Genomic DNA, 15,484 nt, shown 5'->3' with positions numbered 1-15,484 from the left:
CGCGGGCGGTCCTATGCTCGTCAGACGGGCATGGGCCAAGGGAACGACGCCAGAGTGAACCGCGACCGTCTGGAACTCGCACTGGAAGCGGCCGGCCTGGGCGAATTCGAGTGGGACCTGGACCGCGACGTCTTCGTGGTCTCCGAGCGGATGGCCGCCATCGTGGGCCTTCCGGCCGGCGAGATGGCCGCCGAGCGGGGCGAGGCGCTGGACCGCTACGTCCATCCCGACGACCTGGAGGCCTTCCGCGCCCAGCGGGCCCGGAACGTCGACACCGGCGGCCCGTACGAAGCGGAGTTCCGGCAGATCCGCGCCGACGACGGCAGGGTCGTCTGGATCCGCCTGGCCGGCGTGGTCACGAAGACCGCAGAGGGCGAGCCGGCGCGGGTCACCGGCATCGTGCAGGACGTCTCAGAGCGCAAGCTGGAGGAGGAGCAGCGCCAGACGCTGATGGCCGAGCTCGACCACCGGGTGAAGAACGTCCTGGCTGCCGTCCAGGCCCTGGCCCAGCAGACCGCCAAGCGCACCACCTCCCTGGAGAGCTTCCTCTCCAACTTCGGCGGCCGGCTCAAGGCGATGGGTTCGGCCAACGAACTGCTCACGGCCGCCCGCTGGCGCGGCGCCGCCGTCGACCACCTGGTGGCCGCCGAACTGGGCGCGCTGGCGCCCGGCCAGACGAGCTGGGACGGGCCGGAACTGTTCCTGACACCCCGCGCCGCCAACGCCCTGTCCCTGGCCCTGCACGAACTGGCCACCAATGCGGTGAAGTTCGGCGCGCTGTCGGCGGACACCGGCCATGTGGACGTCCGCTGGTCGCGCCTGGCCGACGGCGGCTTCGAGCTGCACTGGACCGAGAGCGGGGGCCCGCGGGTGTTCGCCCCCGCCCGCCAGGGCTTCGGCACGACGCTGCTGGAACAGGTCACCGGCCGCGAACTGAACGGCGAAACCGCCGTGGAGTACCGCCCGGCCGGCCTCCACGCGCGGCTGCGGGCCGGTCTGCAGGCCGTGGCCCCGCGGCCGGAAACCGTGCCGGAGGCGCCGGTCGCCCGCACGGTGGAGACCGTCATGGCCTCCAGCGGGCCTGCGGACCTGAGGGGCTCGCGGGTGCTGATCGTCGAGGACGCGGTGCTGCTGGCGCTGGAGCTGGAGACCGGCCTCTCGGAAGCCGGAGCCGAGGTGATCGGCCCGGCCTACGAGCTGGAGGAGGCCATGGCGCTCCTCGACCGGCCGATCGACGCGGCCGTGCTCGACGCCAACCTGAACGGCCGCTCGGTGATGCCGGTGGCCGAGGCCCTCGCCCGGCGCAAGGTGCCCTTCGTCTTCGCCACCGGCTATGGCGAGAACGGCGGGGCCCCGGGGGGCTTCGACGCGCCGGTGATCCGCAAGCCGTACGACGTCACCCAGGTGGCCGCGGCCGTCGCCGAGCTCCTGCGGTCAAGCTGACGCACCCCTGAGACAAGGCGCCGCCTCGTCAAGCGGCAAGCTGGGCTTTAAATCAACGGCTTGGGGGACCTGCGGAACCCGCAGGGGCCGGACCGGCGGCCTAGGGACATCGCCCGGAAACAAGCGACCCAACCTCCAACGCCCGAGCGGAGCGCGTCAGATGACGCCCTTCGCCCGGAGCGACGCCAAGCGTTCGTCCGAACAGCCGGCCCGCTCGCGCAGCACCGCGTCGGTATGCTCGCCCAGCGCAGGGCCCGGCCAGCGCACCCGCCCCGGGGTGGCCGACAGTTTCGGGAAGGCGTTCTGCATCTTGATCCTGCCGAACACCGGATGCTCGGTCTCGATGATCGCCTCGCGGGCGGCGAACTGCGGGTCCTCCAGCATGTCGGGGGCGCGGAACACGCGGCTCGCCGGGATGCCCTTCTCCTCCATGAGCTTCAGGAGGTCGGGAAGCGCCCAGCCGCTGGTCCATTGGGCGATGATCGCGTCCAGCTCCGCTTGGTTCTTCCCCCGGCTGGCGTGGTCCACGAACTTGGGGTCGGTCTTCAGGTCCGGCCGGCCCATGGCCTCCGTCAGCCGGGCGTAGACGTTGTCGCCGTTGCCGCCGATCAGGATCATGTCGCCGCCCGCGCAAGGATAGGCGTTGGAGGGCGCGATGCCGGGCAGCACCGAACCGGAGCGCTCGCGGACGTAGCCGGTGAGGTCGTACTCGGTGACCAGGTTCTCCATCACCGCCAGCACGCTCTCGTAGAGCGCCGCGTCGATCACCTGGCCCCGGCCCGTGCGCTCGCGGTGGTGCAGGGCCATCATGATCCCCATCACCGCGTGCATGGCCGCCAAGCTGTCGCCGATGGAGATGCCCGCCCGCGCCGGCGGCCGGTCCGGCTCTCCGGTGACGTAGCGCAGGCCGCCCATGGCCTCGCCGATCAGGCCGTAGCCGGCCCGCTGCGAATAGGGCCCCGTCTGGCCGAAGCCCGAGACCCGGGCCATCACCAGCTTCGGGTTCTCGGCCGCCAGGCTCTCGTAGGACAGGCCCCACTTCTCCATGGCGCCCGGGCGGAAGTTCTCGATAACGACGTCGGCGCCGCGGATCAGCTCGCGCGCCAGCGCCTGCCCGTCCGGCGTGCGCAGGTCTAGGCCCACCGACTTCTTGTTGCGCCCGATCACCGGCCACCAGGGCGACAGGCCCTTCGGCAGGCTGCGGCCCCACTGGCGCATCGGGTCGCCCGTCCTGGGGTCCTCGATCTTGATCACGTCCGCGCCGAAGTCGCCGAGGATCTGGCCGCAGAAGGGGCCGGCGATCAGGGTGCCCATCTCGATGACGACGAGGTCGGCCAGCGGGCCTGGGGCGGCGGAGGATGCGGACATGGGCTCTCGGAACGGCTGCGACAGGGGGGATCGGCCAAGGTGGAGCCGTGCGGGCCCGGCCTTGTCAATCTTGACCCTACGATACCTAAGTATTCTGCGGAAAGGCGCGGCGTCGGCGCGCGGCTTCCCAACCGCGGCCCCGGGAGCTAAGCGCTAGGGTCATGAGCGCCTACGTCCTCGATCCGCCCGCCGTACCGACCGTGCCCGTGGAGGGCGAGACCGCGGCCTTTCCGGTCCGCCGCATCCTCTGCGTCGGGCGCAACTACGCCGCCCACCGGCGCGAGATGGGCGGCGACGATCGCGACCCGCCGTTCTTCTTCGCCAAGCCCGCCGACGCCGTCGTCCCGCCCGGGACCGATCCGGCCTATCCGCAGCGCACCGGCAACCTGCATCACGAGATCGAGCTGGTGGTGGCGATCGGCAGGGGCGGGGCCGACGTCGCCCCCGACCAGGCGCTGGACCTGATCTATGGCTATGCCGTCGGCGTCGACCTCACCCGCCGCGACCTGCAGGCCGCGGCCCGGGACAAGGGCCAGCCCTGGGACAGCGCCAAGGGCTTCGACGCCTCGGCTCCGATCTCGGCGATCCGCCGGTGGCAGGGCCCGCCGCCGCAGGGCCGCATCGCGCTCTCCGTCAACGGCCAGGTGCGCCAGGACGCCACCGTCGCCGACATGATCTGGAACGTGCCCGAGATCGTCTCGGAAGCCTCGAAGCTGTGGAAGCTCGCGCCGGGCGACCTGATCTACACCGGCACGCCGGAAGGCGTCGGCCCGCTGGTCCGCGGCGACCGGGTCGAGGGCGAGGTGGAGGGCGTCGGCAAGCTCGCCTTCCAGGTGGTCTGATGCCGCTTGTCCTGCACAGCTACTGGCGCGCGACCGCGCCCTACCGGGTCCGCATCGGCCTGAACCTCAAGGGCCTGGCCTACGACTACGCCCCCGTGCATCTCGTGAAGGGGGGGCAGCACTCCGACGAGTACCGGGCGCTCAACGCCCAGGAGCTGGTCCCCAGCCTCGTCACCGAGGACGGCCACACGCTCACCCAGAGCCTCGCCATTCTGGAATGGCTGGAGGAGGTCCATCCGGTCCCGCCGCTCCTGCCCGCCGACGCCTACGACCGGGCCGTGGTCCGGGCCATGGCCGGGATCGTCGCCTGCGACATCCACCCGCTCAACAACCTGCGCATCCAGCAGCAGCTCACCTCGCTGGGCGTCGACGACGCCGGCCGCGAGGCCTGGTCACAGCGCTGGATCAACGACGGCTTCCGCGCCCTGGAGCCGATGGTGGCCCGGCACGGGGCCGGCTTCGCCTTCGGCGCGACGCCCACGCTCGCCGACTGCTGCCTGATCCCCCAGGTCTATTCGGCCCATCGCTACGGCGTGGCCATGGACCCCTATCCGGCCATCGCCGCCGTCGCCGCCCGCGCCGCGGAGCACCCGGCCTTCGCCGCCGCCCATCCCGACCGCCAGCCCGACGCCACGCCGGCGTGATCGCCGACGGGCTTGCCGCCGAACGCCGCTCGGCTTAAGGGCGCGGCCATGCTCGAGGACCTCAAGGCCAACAACCGCCGCTGGGCGGAACGCAAGATCTCCGCCGACCCCGGCTTCTTCAAACGTCTCGAGGGCCAGCAGGCGCCGGAGTACCTCTGGATCGGCTGCTCCGACAGCCGGGTGCCGGCCAACGAGATCGTCGACCTCGACCCGGGCGAGCTGTTCGTCCACCGCAACGTCGCCAACCTCGCTCCGCCGCAGGACGCCAACTATCTCTCGGTGCTGCAATTCGCCGTCGAGGTGCTGAAGGTGAAGCACATCCTGGTGGTCGGCCACTACGGCTGCGGGGGCGTCGCCGCCGCGGTCGACGGCCAGCGCCGGGGCCTCGTCGACCACTGGCTGCACCCGATCCGCGACGTGCATCACGACCACCGCCACGAGCTGGAGGCGATCACCGACGACCGCGCCCGCTGGGACCGGCTGGTGGAGCTCAACGTCATCCGCCAGGTGAGGAACGTCGCCTCCGACGTCTTCATCCAGGACGCCTGGGGCCGCGGCCAGGCGCTGTCGGTGCATGGATGGGTCTATTCGATCGCCAACGGACTTGTGACCGACCTGAACGTCACCACCGCCAGCGTCGACGACCTGCAACGGCTCGGCTGACCCTTGACGCGGGCGCGGGGGGAGGCTTCCCATCCGCGCCACCTGCGGCGCCCGCCAGACGGCGCCGGTGAAACGCTCAAGGATAAGCGATGAGATCCAAGCTGTTGGCGGCCTCCGCGGTCGCCCTCCTTCTCGGCTCCGGGCCCGCCGTGGCCCAGCGGCCGGCGGCCGCCCCCACCGCCGCCGAGGCCAAGGCCTTCGTCGAGGACGCCGAGGCCCAGCTCGAGAAGGCCAACGCCTTCGCCGCGCGCGCCGCCTGGGTGCGGGCCAACTTCATCACCGCCGACACCCAGTGGCTGGAGGCCAAGGCCGGCGCCGAGCAGAACGAGCTCGCCACCCGGCTGGCCATGGAGGCCGCCCGCTTCAACGGCGTGCAGGCCGACCCCGTCACCGCCCGCAAGCTGAAGCTGCTCAAGCTCTACCTCGTCTCGCCGGCCCCCAACCGCCCCGGCGCGGCCGAGGAGCTGTCGAACCTGCTGACCAAGCTGGATTCCACCTATTCCACCGGCAAGTTCGAGTTCCAGGGCAAGCAGATCACCCTGAACGACGCCGAGGATGTGCTCGCCACGTCCCGCAACCCGGCCGAGCTGCGCCAGGTCTGGGAAGGCTGGCGCTCCGTCTCGCCGGCGATGAAGCCGGACTACGCCCGCTTCGTGGCCCTCTCGAACGAGGGCGCGGTGGGCCTGGGCTACAAGGACACCGGCGCGCTCTGGCGCTCCAACTACGACATGGAGCCCGACGAATTCGCCGCCGAGACCGACCGGCTGTGGAAGCAGGTCGAGCCCTTCTACAAGAACCTGCACTGCTACGTCCGCGCCCGGCTCAACGAGCAGTACGGCGACGCCGTGCAGGCGCGCTCGGGCCCGATCCGCGCCGACCTCCTGGGCAATATGTGGGCCCAGCAGTGGGGCAAGATCTACGACGTGGTCCAGCCGAAGGGCATCACCTCCAGCTACAGCCTCGACAAGCTGCTGGTGGAGAAGGGCTACACCCCGGTGAAGATGGTCAAGACCGGCGAGGCCTTCTACTCGTCCCTCGGCTTCGAGCCCCTGCCGGAGACCTTCTGGGAACGTTCGCTGATCGTCCGGCCGCAGGACCGGGAGGTCGTCTGCCACGCCTCGGCCTGGGATCTCGACGACAAGGACGACATCCGCATCAAGATGTGCACCAAGGTGAATGCGGAGGACTTCTCCACCATCCACCACGAGCTCGGGCACAACTACTACCAGCGCGCCTACAAGGATCAGCCGGTGCTGTTCCGTGGCTCGGCCAACGACGGCTTCCACGAGGCGATCGGCGACTTCGCGTCGCTGTCGGCCTCGACGCCCACCTACCTCAACCAGATCGGCCTCCTGGAGAAGGTGCCGGGCACGGAGGAGGACATCCCGTTCCTCCTGAAGATGGCGCTCGACAAGATCGCCTTCCTGCCGTTCGGCCTGCTGGTCGACCGCTGGCGCTGGCAGGTGTTCTCCGGCGAGGTGAGCCCGGACGAGTACAACGACGCGTGGTGGAAGCTGCGCCTGCAGTACCAGGGCCTCGTCCCGCCGGGCCAGCGCCCGGCCGACGCCTTCGATCCGGGCGCCAAGTACCATGTGCCGGGCAACACGCCGTACACGCGCTACTTCCTGGCCCACATCTACCAGTTCCAGTTCCACCGCGCCGCCTGCAAGCAGTCCGGCTGGAAGGGTCCGCTGCACCGCTGCTCGGTCTATGGCCAGAAGGAGATGGGCCAGCGGTTCAACGCCATGATGGAGCTCGGCCAGTCGCAGCCCTGGCCCGAGACGCTCAAGACCTTCACCGGCGAGACCCGCACTGACGCCAGCGCCGTGGCGGACTACTTCCAGCCGCTCAACGCGTGGCTGACGAAGCAGAACCGCGGCGAGAAGTGCGGCTGGTAAGCTGACATCCGGGAAGGGCGGCGGGTGCGTCGTCCTTCCCGTTTCTTCATGCTGAACAGGGATTTACCGTCCCTCTAGCCCCATTCCTTTACGCTGTTTCGGCGATCCTCCCGGCGTTTGTGGCCAAAGGATCGGGGCTCCCGATGGACATCAAGGCTCGTGACCGCCTGACCGGCGTGCTCGCCCGGCTGAAGGCCGGGGCGCATGACGAACGCGGCGTGGCGGCGGTGATCTTCGCGCTCGCGATTGCGGTGCTCATCCCCATGGGGCTGGGCGTGTTCGACGTCTACATGGCCACCGAGCAGCGCGGAAAGCTGCAGGATGCGCTGGACGCCGCGGCCCTCTACGCGGCCCGCTCCAACGCCCAGACCAGCGCCGACATCGACGCCATCGGCGACAAGGCGCTCGCCGCCAACCTGCAGCTCATGGACGGCGCGGTTCTGGAGTCCTCCAGCTTCACCCTGTCCGGGACCAAGGTGGTGGCCCAGGCGTCCGTGCGCCTGCAGGCGCTCGCCCCGGCGCTCTGGGAGCACGATCCGGTCAGCGTCGACACCGAGGTGCAGCGCGCCATCGACCGCCTGGAGATCGCCCTGGTGCTCGACAACACCGGCTCCATGGTCCTCAACAACAGCCCCAAGCTCGCGACCCTGAAGACCGAGGCCAAGAAGCTGGTCGACAAGCTTGCCCAGGCCGCGGCCATGAGCGCCGAGCCGGAGCCGATCAAGCTCGCGCTCGTGCCGTTCTCCAACACCGTCCGCGTGCAGGGGACCACGAGCCTGACCAACTGGAACCCGGCCAGCCACACGGGTCCGGGCGTGCCCGACTGGATCGACCCGCGCGGCCGCCAGCACTGGCCGAACGGCAGCAACATGGACATCTTCGACGTCCAGACCGACCGGCTGACCATGATGCAGAACATCGGCCAGCCCTGGGCCGGGTGCGTGGAGTCGCGCCGCCAGCCGTTCGACATCAGCGAGGCCGCGCCGGACACCTCCACGCCCGCCTCCCTGTTCGTGCCCTACTTCTGGCCGGACGAGCCGGACGTTTCGGGCACGGCCAGGATCAACGATTACCTGACCGACGGCGGCTCGAGCACCAACTGGCTGGTGAAGGAGCGGCGCTCGGCCAAGTACGCCGTCGGCGCCAACTGGCGGCGGAGCGGCAATTTCACCACCGACCTCGGGATGACCTACACCCATGGCCCGAATGCCGGCTGCACCCTGCAGCCGATGATCCGGCTGACCACCAACACATCCACGATCAAGACCGCCATCGACAACATGACGGCCATCGGCGAGACCAATATCCCGCTGGGCATGGTGTGGGGCTGGCACGCGCTGACGCCGAACGCCCCGCTGGCGGACGGAGCCCCCTACGGTACGCCGCACCTGCGCAAGATCGTCATCCTGATGACCGACGGCGAGAACACCCTCTACGACTCCGGGACGAACAACGACTCCTACTACGGCGGTCTGGGCTTCATCTGGCAGGGCATGCTGAACGGCGTCACCGGCTCGTCCGGCACGTCCACGCGCACGACCGCCATGAACAACCGGCTCTCGGCGCTGTGCACGGCCATGAAGGCCCGCAAGATCGAGGTCTACACGGTGCGGGTCGAGGTCTCGAGCGGCTCGTCGAGCCTGCTGCAGAACTGCGCCTCGGCGCCGGACAAGTTCTTCGACGTGGCCAACGTCAACCAGCTCGGCGCAGCCTTCGACGCCATCGCCGCGGCCATCACCAACCTGCGGATCACGAAATAGGAGGATCTCCCCGTTCGCGGGGAGGTGGCCTGCGCGGGCCGGGGGTTGCGGCGTCTTCCCCAGACGTCGCGACCCCCACTCGCCCCGGGTCTAGGCCAGCTTGATCTCGCGCAGCCGCTCCTGGAGGTAGTCGTCGGCGGTGATCGGCGCCGGGTAGCGGTCCGGATGGGCGGCGTCCACGCAGTTGGGCAGGGTGCGGATCAGGTAGTCCGAATTGAAGTGCAGGAAGAACGGCGTGGAGTAGCGCGGGAAGCCGCGGCGCTCCGGCGCCGGGTTCACCACCCGGTGAGTGGTCGACGGCAGGCGGTGGTTGGTCAGCCGCTGCAGCATATCGCCGATGTTGCAGACCAGCGCCCCCGGCGGCGGGTTGATCGCGATCCAGCGGCCATCGTGGTCCTTCACCTCCAGCCCCGCCTCCTCGGCGCCGAGCAGCAGGGTGATGACGTTGATGTCCTCGTGCGCCCCCGCGCGGATGTGCGGCCCGTCCTGCGGCACCGGCGGATAGTGCAGCAGGCGCAGGATCGAATTGCCGAGGTCGACCTTGTCGTCGAAGAACTGGCGGTCGAGGCCGAGGTAGACGCTGATCGCCTCCAGCACCTTCAGGCCCATGGCGTCCAGCGCCTGATAGAGCCAGCTCACCTTCTCGCGGAACTGCGGCAGCTCGGCGTCGGGCCAGACGTTGTCCGGCATGTGGTCGCGGAACGGGTGGCCCGGCGGCAGGTCGCGGCCCACGTGCCAGAATTCCTTGAGGTCGTAGTGGGTGTGGCCCTTGGCGGTCTCGATGCCGAAGGGCGTGTAGCCGCGCTGGCCGGCGACCGGCAGCTTGTACTTCAGCTTCACCTCTTCCGGCAGGGCGAAGAAGGCCTTCATCTGCTCGAGCGCCGCGTCGATCCGGGCCTGCTCCAGGCCGTGGTCGGAGATCACCGCGAAGCCCCAGCGGGCGTAGCTGTCGCCCAGCGTCTGGGTGAAGGCTTCGAAGTCCTGGGAGAAGAGCGCGTAGGAAACGGGCTCGATGCGATCCTGGAGGGCAGGGGCTTGGCTCATGCGCCGCCTTCTACACCCGCCCGCCGCCGGCCTCCACCCGGCGCGGCGATTCGCCGGCGCCCTCCGTCTCGTCCTCGTCCTCGTCGGTGATGCGCGCCATCTCGGCGCGGATCAGCTTCTCGAAGGTCTCCCGCGAGGCGCGCGTGGCCATGATGTAGCGCTCCTCCTCGCCATAGGCCGGCTGCAGCTTCTTGAAGAGGGCGGCGTCGTGTTCGCGGAACACCACCGCCGCCTTCAGCGCGCGGCGCTCGCCCATGCCCAGGTGCACGAGCGCGCGGCGGCCGAAGTTGAGGGCGCTTTCGTACATCTCCCGCTCCACGCCGTCGGCGCCGGCGGCCAGCAGCTCGTAGGCGTGCGGCCGGTCGTAGGCGCGGGCCAGCACCGACAGGTGCGGGAAGCTCTCCTTGGCCAGCTCCACCAGCTCCTTGGCCTTGTCGCGGTCGTCGATGGCGATGATCAGCAGCCGGGCCTTGTCGGCGCCGGCGGTGCGCAGCAGGTCCAGGCGGCTCGCGTCGCCATAGTGCACCCGCCAGCCGAAGCGGCGAACCAGGTCGATGGACTCGATGGAGTTGTCCAGCAGCACCACGTTGAAGCCGTTGGCCATCAGCAGGCGCGTGGCGATCTGGCCGAACCGCCCGAAGCCCGCGACGATCACGTCCGGGTCCCCCTCGTCGAAGGGCAGGCGCTCGGGCTCGGGACGGGGAGCCTGGCGGTTCAGCAGCAGCCGTTCGTAGGCGGCGAAGACCAGTGGCGTGGCCGCCATGGAGACCGCCACCACCGCCGTCAGCAGGCGCGACAGCTCCAGGCCCAGGACGCCGGCCCCCACCGCGAAGCCCAGCAGGACGAAGGCGAACTCCCCGCTCTGCGCCAGGATCACCCCGGTGGTGAGCGCCGTGCGGTGCGGCACGCGGAACACCCGGGCGACGCCGTACATGGCCAGCGTGTTGATCGTCATCAGCCCGATCACCAGCGCCAGGATCAGCAGCGGCTGGGACGCCACCAGCGCCAGGTCCAGGCCCGCGCCGACGGTGATGAAGAACAGGCCGAGCAGCAGACCGCGGAACGGCTCGATGTCGGTCTCCAGCTCGCGCCGGAACTCGCTCTCGGCCAGCACGACGCCGGCCAGGAAGGCGCCCAGCGCCGGCGACAGGCCCACCAGCTCCATCAGCGCCGCCACCGCCACCACCAGCAGCAGGGCCGACGCGGTGAAGATCTCCCGCAGCCTCGCCGCGGCGATGAACCTGAACAGCGGCAGGGTCAGGTAGCGGCCGACGATCACCACCACGGCGACGGCGGCGATCACCGCCAGCGGTCGCACCCAGGCCGGCAGGCCCTCCAGCAGCATGCCGCCGTGGCCGCCCGCCTCGCCGCCGCCGTGGGCGGCGCCCGTGGCCAGCAGCGGCAGCAGGGCGAACATCGGGATCACCGCGAGATCCTGGAACAGCAGGACGCCGAAGCTCGCCTCGCCCACCGGGCCCTGCCTCAGGCCGCGTTCCTCCAGGCTCTGCAGGACGATGGCGGTGGAGGACATGGCCAGGATCGCGCCGGCGGCGAGCGCCACCCGCCAGTCGAGGCCCAGGGCCCAGGCCCCGGCGCTGAGGAGCAGGGCGGTCGCCACCATCTGGCCAAGGCCCAGGCCGAAGATGTTGGTCCGCATACGCCACAGCAGCGCCGGGCGGACCTCCAGCCCGATCAGGAACAGGAGGATGACCACGCCGAACTCGGCGAAGCGCATCACGTCCTCGGACTCGCCGACGAGGTCGAGGGCGAACGGCCCCACCACGACGCCCGCCAGCAGGTACCCCAGCACCGAGCCCAGCCCCAGCCGCTTGGCGATCGGCACCGAGATCACGCCAGCCGTCAGGTAGACGAGCGCCTGGATCAGCAGGGGCTGGCCGTTCATCGCAGGTCGTCCGGGGCAGGCGCGCGCATGGCCGGCAATGGACCCCGCAACGCCGCCGCGTGCACGCGGTTTTTTCGGCCGGCGCGCGGGTGCGTGTGGCCACGTTTCATCAGTCGGTGAATTTCTGTGCGCGAGCGGTTCTCAATCCGCCGTCCGCAGCGTAAAGGGCAGGCATGGCGAACAAGGTGCAGACAACCGCGAAGGACGCCCTGTCGGGCCTTCTCTTCGACGGCATGACCATCATGGCGGGCGGCTTCGGCCTCTGCGGGATCCCGGAGAACCTGATCGCGGCGATCCGCGACACGGGCGTGAAGGACCTGACCGTCGTCTCCAACAACTGCGGCGTCGACGACTTCGGGCTCGGCGTGCTGCTGGCCGGCGGGCAGATCCGCAAGATGATCTCGTCCTACGTGGGCGAGAACAAGCTGTTCGCCGAGCTCTACCTCTCCGGAAAGCTGGAGCTGGAGTTCAACCCGCAGGGCACGCTCGCCGAGCGCATCCGGGCCGGCGGCGCGGGCATCCCGGCCTTCTTCACCAGGACCGGCGTCGGCACCCTGGTGGCCGACGGCAAGGAGGTCCGGGTTTTCGACGGCGAGGAGTATGTGATGGAGCGCGGCCTCGTCGCCGACCTCTCCATCGTCAAGGCCTGGAAGGGCGACGCCGAGGGCAACCTCGTCTACCGGAAGACCGCGCGGAACTTCAATCCGATGATGGCCACCGCCGGCAAGGTGACCGTCGCCGAGGTCGAGGAGCTGGTCGAGGTGGGGTCCATCGATCCCGACCACATCCACACCCCGGGGATCTACGTCGACCGGATCCTGAAGGGTCCCCGTTTCGAGAAGCGGATCGAGCAGCTCACCGTGCGCACCCGCGAGACCGAGGGCGCCGCCGCCGGAGAGGAAGTCTAGAATGGCCTGGAACCGCGACCAGATGGCGGCTCGCGCGGCGAGCGAGCTGCGCGACGGCTTCTACGTGAACCTCGGCATCGGCATCCCGACCCTGGTGGCCAACTACATCCCGGCCGGCATGAGCGTGACCCTGCAGTCGGAGAACGGCATGCTGGGCATGGGGCCGTTCCCCTACGAGGGCGAGGCCGACCCGGACCTGATCAACGCCGGCAAGCAGACGATCACCGCCCTGCCGTCCTCGTCCTACTTCAGCTCGGCCGACAGCTTCGCCATGATCCGCGGCGGCCACATCGACCTCTCGATCCTGGGCGCCATGCAGGTGGCCGCCAACGGCGACCTCGCCAACTGGATGGTGCCGGGCAAGATGGTGAAGGGCATGGGCGGGGCCATGGACCTGGTGGCCGGCGTCAAGCGCGTGGTCGTGGTCATGGAGCACGTGGAGAAGTCCGGCGCGCCCAAGCTGGTCAACGCCTGCTCCCTGCCGCTCACCGGCAAGGGGGTGGTGGACCTGGTGGTCACCGACCTCGGCGTCTTCGACGTCGCCCGCGGCAAGGCCCCGCTGACCCTCCTCGAGCTCGCCCCCGGCGTGACGGTGGAGGAGGTGAAGGCCAAGACCGAAGCCCCGTTCGAGGTGGCGGCGAAGGCGGCGGCCTAGCTCGCATCCGCCGGCCGGACGCCTACGTATCCTCGTGACCTGACCCCTCGCGAGTGACAGACTTTCCGTCCATGAAGGCGCCCCTATTCGCGGCCATCGCCGCCTCGACCCTGGCCCTGGCGTCCGCCGCCCCGGCCCAGTCCAACCTGAGGACCGCGGTGTTCGCCGGCGGCTGCTTCTGGTCGGTGGAGAAGTTCTTCGAGGCCGCGCCCGGCGTGGTCGCCGCCGTCTCCGGCTATTCCGGCGGCGCCTCGAAGAATCCGACCTACGAGGCCCACCAGGGCCACATGGAGGCGGTGAGGGTCACCTACGACCCTTCGAAGACCAGCTATGCGAAGCTGGTCGACCACTTCTTCCACAACATCGACCCGACCGATCCCAACGGCCAGATCTGCGACAAGGGCCCCTCCTACCGCACGGCCGTCTTCGTCTCGAGCCCGCAGGAGCGGCAGACCGCCGAGGCCATCAAGGTCCAGGTGCAGAAGCAGCTCGGCGCCGCCATCGCCACCCAGGTGCGGCCGGCGGCGACCTTCTGGCCGGCGGAGGCCTATCACCAGGACTTCGCGAAGAAGAACCCGCGCCGGTACGAGGCCTACCGCATCGGCTGCGGCCGCGACCGCCACCTCAAGGTGATCTGGGGCGGCCGGTAGCCTGATCCCGCGGCTTCGGGGCGAAGCCCTCGCCGACGAACATCTCGACGCGCCGCTTGCGCCTGGCGTCCAGCCGGACGTTTGCGATCTCGCCGCCGGAGACACTGGCGAAGTCGCCTTCCATCTCGGCCCGCCAGTTCCCCTCCAGCGCCACGGCCAGCACGCGGCGGCCCTCGGCGGGGGTCAGCGGCGCGCTGGTCTCGGCCTGGTTCTGCGGCGTGTCGGCCAGCAGCCAGGCGCGCAGCGGCGGCGCGGCCGGGTCGGCGAACCACTCGCGGCCGTAGTAACGCATGGCGTAGTAGAGGAAGCGGCTGTTGACGGCGATGGCGGTGAGGCCCGCCGGCTCCTCCACCGCCGCCCGCTCCAGCACCAGCCGGGTGGTCTCGTCCCAGCCCTTGGCCCGCTTGAAGCTGTTGGCCGCGCCCATCCGCTCGGCCAGCGCCGGCGAGACGGTGAAGGCCAGGAACAGGGCCGCCAGGCCCGCCTGCAGCACAACCGCCGCCGTCAGCCAGCCCTTCGCCCGCCAACGCATCAGCCAGGCGGCCACCAGGATCGCGCCGGGCAGGTAGGCCGCCCCCGACCAGTTGGCGTTGGCCCGGCTCACGAAGGCCTGGCCGGTGACGATCAGGAGCGGCGGCAGGGTGAAGCACAGCAGCAGCAGGTCGGCCGGCTGCAGCCGCCGGCGCCGCACGGCCAGGACCACGCCCACGATCAGGGCGACGAACGGGATCGGCCCGAACACCCCGAACTGAGTGAGGATGAATTCCCCGAGCTCAGCGAAGTTGAACAGCTTGCGCCCGCCCCAGGCGGCGTTGGCGGCGGTGTGCTGGACGGTGGCGAAGCCGTGCTGGGCGTTCCAGACCAGGTTCGGAGCCATCACCGCCAGGAAGGCCAGCACCGCCAGCCCGGCCGTCGCCGGCGACCAGGCGCGGCGCGCCTCCCGCGAGAGCGCCAGGTGCAGGGCGATCCCGATCGCTCCGTACACGGCCGCATACTTGGACAGGAAGGCCAGCCCGAGCGCCGCGCCGACGCCGGCCGCCAGCATCAGGCGCGGCCGGCCCTGCGCGCCCTGCAGCGCCACATAGGCGAGGATCGTCAGTCCAAGGAAGAACAGCAGGGGGGCATCGGTGGCGATCACCCCGGCCGAGAGCTGGATGGCCGGCGCCAGCGCATAAAGCGCCGTCGCCGCCAGCGCGATCCGGCTGTCATAAAGCCGCCGGGCGATGGCGAAGACCAGCAGCGCCGCGCCCGCCTGGAACAGCGGCGCGCCCAGCCGCACCCAGGCCTCCGTGTCCCCGCCCAGGGCGGTGGTGGCCCAGATCGTCCAGGCGATCATCGGCGGCTTGGAGTAGTAGCCGAAGTCCAGCGTGCGCGACCAAAGCCAGTACTGGGCCTCGTCGGGATAGAGCTCCAGCGGCGTGGCGAAGAGGGCGACCAGGCGCGCGGCGGTGAGCCCGGCCACCAGCATGACCGCCGCCCGCCAGTCCCCGCCCGTCCGTGCTCCTTCGGCCATCGGCTCCTCGCTCGCATGCGCCCCGCGCAGGCGGCGTGTGTATAGCTTCGGCGCCACGGTTTCGAGCGACTTGCGCGACGCGTTGTCACCGTAACAAAAGCGTCACCCACAGCGGCCGATTCCGCGCTATAGGGCCGAATTAAGACTCAAAGGGGTCGTCGTGGGGCGACGGGCCCGATGGTTGGGAAAAGGG

Annotated in this window: 13 protein-coding genes; 9 read left to right on the top strand and 4 right to left on the bottom strand. The window is 70.2% G+C overall.

Features of this window, described 5'->3' with window-relative positions; all coding sequences use genetic code 11:
- The first annotated feature begins 54 nt into the window (after positions 1–54).
- Positions 55–1,443, top strand: coding sequence for an HWE histidine kinase domain-containing protein (locus V7Z97_RS02125; RefSeq protein ID WP_334161109.1), 1,389 nt, complete (start codon positions 55–57; stop codon positions 1,441–1,443).
- A gap of 156 nt (positions 1,444–1,599) precedes the next feature.
- Here the strand turns inward: V7Z97_RS02125 and V7Z97_RS02120 are convergent, their stop codons facing one another.
- Positions 1,600–2,811 carry a CaiB/BaiF CoA transferase family protein gene (locus V7Z97_RS02120; protein ID WP_334161107.1) on the bottom strand — a complete coding sequence of 404 codons (1,212 nt, stop codon included), beginning with the start codon at positions 2,809–2,811 and terminating at the stop codon, positions 1,600–1,602.
- Positions 2,812–2,972: 161 nt separating this feature from the next.
- On the opposite strand from V7Z97_RS02120, the gene V7Z97_RS02115 reads away from it, so the two are divergent.
- The 5 genes from V7Z97_RS02115 to V7Z97_RS02095 all read left to right on the top strand — a co-directional run bounded on the left by V7Z97_RS02115 (position 2,973) and on the right by V7Z97_RS02095 (position 8,618).
- Positions 2,973–3,653 carry a fumarylacetoacetate hydrolase family protein gene (locus V7Z97_RS02115; RefSeq protein WP_334161106.1) on the top strand — a complete coding sequence of 227 codons (681 nt, stop codon included), beginning with the start codon at positions 2,973–2,975 and terminating at the stop codon, positions 3,651–3,653.
- Positions 3,653–4,297 (top strand): maleylacetoacetate isomerase, encoded by a 645-nt coding sequence (maiA, locus tag V7Z97_RS02110; RefSeq protein WP_334161104.1) that lies wholly within the window; start codon positions 3,653–3,655, stop codon positions 4,295–4,297. Before V7Z97_RS02115 ends, maiA begins: the two co-directional genes overlap by 1 nt.
- A gap of 48 nt (positions 4,298–4,345) precedes the next feature.
- Positions 4,346–4,960 (top strand): carbonic anhydrase, encoded by a 615-nt coding sequence (locus V7Z97_RS02105; RefSeq protein WP_334161103.1) that lies wholly within the window; start codon positions 4,346–4,348, stop codon positions 4,958–4,960.
- Positions 4,961–5,049: 89 nt separating this feature from the next.
- A complete protein-coding gene (locus tag V7Z97_RS02100; RefSeq protein WP_334161102.1) occupies positions 5,050–6,858 on the top strand; it encodes a M2 family metallopeptidase in 1,809 nt (602 codons plus the stop codon).
- 143 nt (positions 6,859–7,001) lie between these two features.
- Complete coding sequence (locus V7Z97_RS02095) at positions 7,002–8,618, top strand: TadE/TadG family type IV pilus assembly protein (protein WP_334161101.1); 1,617 nt, start codon at positions 7,002–7,004, stop codon at positions 8,616–8,618.
- 90 nt (positions 8,619–8,708) lie between these two features.
- Here V7Z97_RS02095 and V7Z97_RS02090 read toward each other — a convergent pair whose 3' ends face one another.
- Complete coding sequence (locus tag V7Z97_RS02090; protein ID WP_334161099.1) at positions 8,709–9,662, bottom strand: isopenicillin N synthase family dioxygenase; 954 nt, start codon at positions 9,660–9,662, stop codon at positions 8,709–8,711.
- Positions 9,663–9,672: 10 nt separating this feature from the next.
- On the bottom strand, positions 9,673–11,565 hold the full coding sequence (locus tag V7Z97_RS02085; RefSeq protein ID WP_334161098.1) for a monovalent cation:proton antiporter-2 (CPA2) family protein: 1,893 nt from the start codon (positions 11,563–11,565) through the stop codon (positions 9,673–9,675).
- Positions 11,566–11,738: 173 nt separating this feature from the next.
- Here V7Z97_RS02085 and V7Z97_RS02080 point away from each other — a divergent pair, with 173 nt between their 5' ends.
- The 3 genes from V7Z97_RS02080 (at position 11,739) to msrA (ending at position 13,778) form a co-directional block, all read left to right on the top strand.
- The gene (locus V7Z97_RS02080; protein WP_334161097.1) at positions 11,739–12,473 is read left to right on the top strand and encodes a CoA transferase subunit A; all 735 of its coding nucleotides are present in this window, start codon (positions 11,739–11,741) and stop codon (positions 12,471–12,473) included.
- 1 nt (position 12,474) lies between these two features.
- Positions 12,475–13,128 carry a 3-oxoacid CoA-transferase subunit B gene (locus V7Z97_RS02075; protein ID WP_334161096.1) on the top strand — a complete coding sequence of 218 codons (654 nt, stop codon included), beginning with the start codon at positions 12,475–12,477 and terminating at the stop codon, positions 13,126–13,128.
- Between the two features lie 71 nt (positions 13,129–13,199).
- The gene (gene msrA / locus V7Z97_RS02070; RefSeq protein ID WP_334161095.1) at positions 13,200–13,778 is read left to right on the top strand and encodes a peptide-methionine (S)-S-oxide reductase MsrA; all 579 of its coding nucleotides are present in this window, start codon (positions 13,200–13,202) and stop codon (positions 13,776–13,778) included.
- On the opposite strand, the gene V7Z97_RS02065 is transcribed toward msrA, so the two are convergent.
- On the bottom strand, positions 13,753–15,291 hold the full coding sequence (locus V7Z97_RS02065) for an ArnT family glycosyltransferase (RefSeq protein ID WP_334161093.1): 1,539 nt from the start codon (positions 15,289–15,291) through the stop codon (positions 13,753–13,755). The genes msrA and V7Z97_RS02065 overlap by 26 nt on opposite strands.
- Between the last annotated feature and the right edge of the window lie 193 nt (positions 15,292–15,484).

It is taken from the genome of Phenylobacterium sp., from assembly GCF_036821595.1.
Taxonomy (GTDB): domain Bacteria; phylum Pseudomonadota; class Alphaproteobacteria; order Caulobacterales; family Caulobacteraceae; genus Phenylobacterium.
This window is presented reverse-complemented; position numbering and strand designations above follow the sequence as displayed.

Excerpts from the sequence above, each read along its gene's own strand:
- V7Z97_RS02115 (WP_334161106.1), top strand. The coding sequence starts at position 2,973 with ATGAGCGCCTACGTCCTCGATCCGCCCGCCGTACCGACCGTGCCCGTG.
- V7Z97_RS02085 (WP_334161098.1), bottom strand. The coding sequence starts at position 11,565 with ATGAACGGCCAGCCCCTGCTGATCCAGGCGCTCGTCTACCTGACGGCT.
- V7Z97_RS02095 (WP_334161101.1), top strand. The coding sequence starts at position 7,002 with ATGGACATCAAGGCTCGTGACCGCCTGACCGGCGTGCTCGCCCGGCTG.
- maiA (WP_334161104.1), top strand. The coding sequence starts at position 3,653 with ATGCCGCTTGTCCTGCACAGCTACTGGCGCGCGACCGCGCCCTACCGG.
- msrA (WP_334161095.1), top strand. The coding sequence starts at position 13,200 with ATGAAGGCGCCCCTATTCGCGGCCATCGCCGCCTCGACCCTGGCCCTG.
- V7Z97_RS02075 (WP_334161096.1), top strand. The coding sequence starts at position 12,475 with ATGGCCTGGAACCGCGACCAGATGGCGGCTCGCGCGGCGAGCGAGCTG.
- V7Z97_RS02105 (WP_334161103.1), top strand. The coding sequence starts at position 4,346 with ATGCTCGAGGACCTCAAGGCCAACAACCGCCGCTGGGCGGAACGCAAG.
- V7Z97_RS02120 (WP_334161107.1), bottom strand. The coding sequence starts at position 2,811 with ATGTCCGCATCCTCCGCCGCCCCAGGCCCGCTGGCCGACCTCGTCGTC.
- V7Z97_RS02090 (WP_334161099.1), bottom strand. The coding sequence starts at position 9,662 with ATGAGCCAAGCCCCTGCCCTCCAGGATCGCATCGAGCCCGTTTCCTAC.
- V7Z97_RS02100 (WP_334161102.1), top strand. The coding sequence starts at position 5,050 with ATGAGATCCAAGCTGTTGGCGGCCTCCGCGGTCGCCCTCCTTCTCGGC.
- V7Z97_RS02080 (WP_334161097.1), top strand. The coding sequence starts at position 11,739 with ATGGCGAACAAGGTGCAGACAACCGCGAAGGACGCCCTGTCGGGCCTT.
- V7Z97_RS02065 (WP_334161093.1), bottom strand. The coding sequence starts at position 15,291 with ATGGCCGAAGGAGCACGGACGGGCGGGGACTGGCGGGCGGCGGTCATG.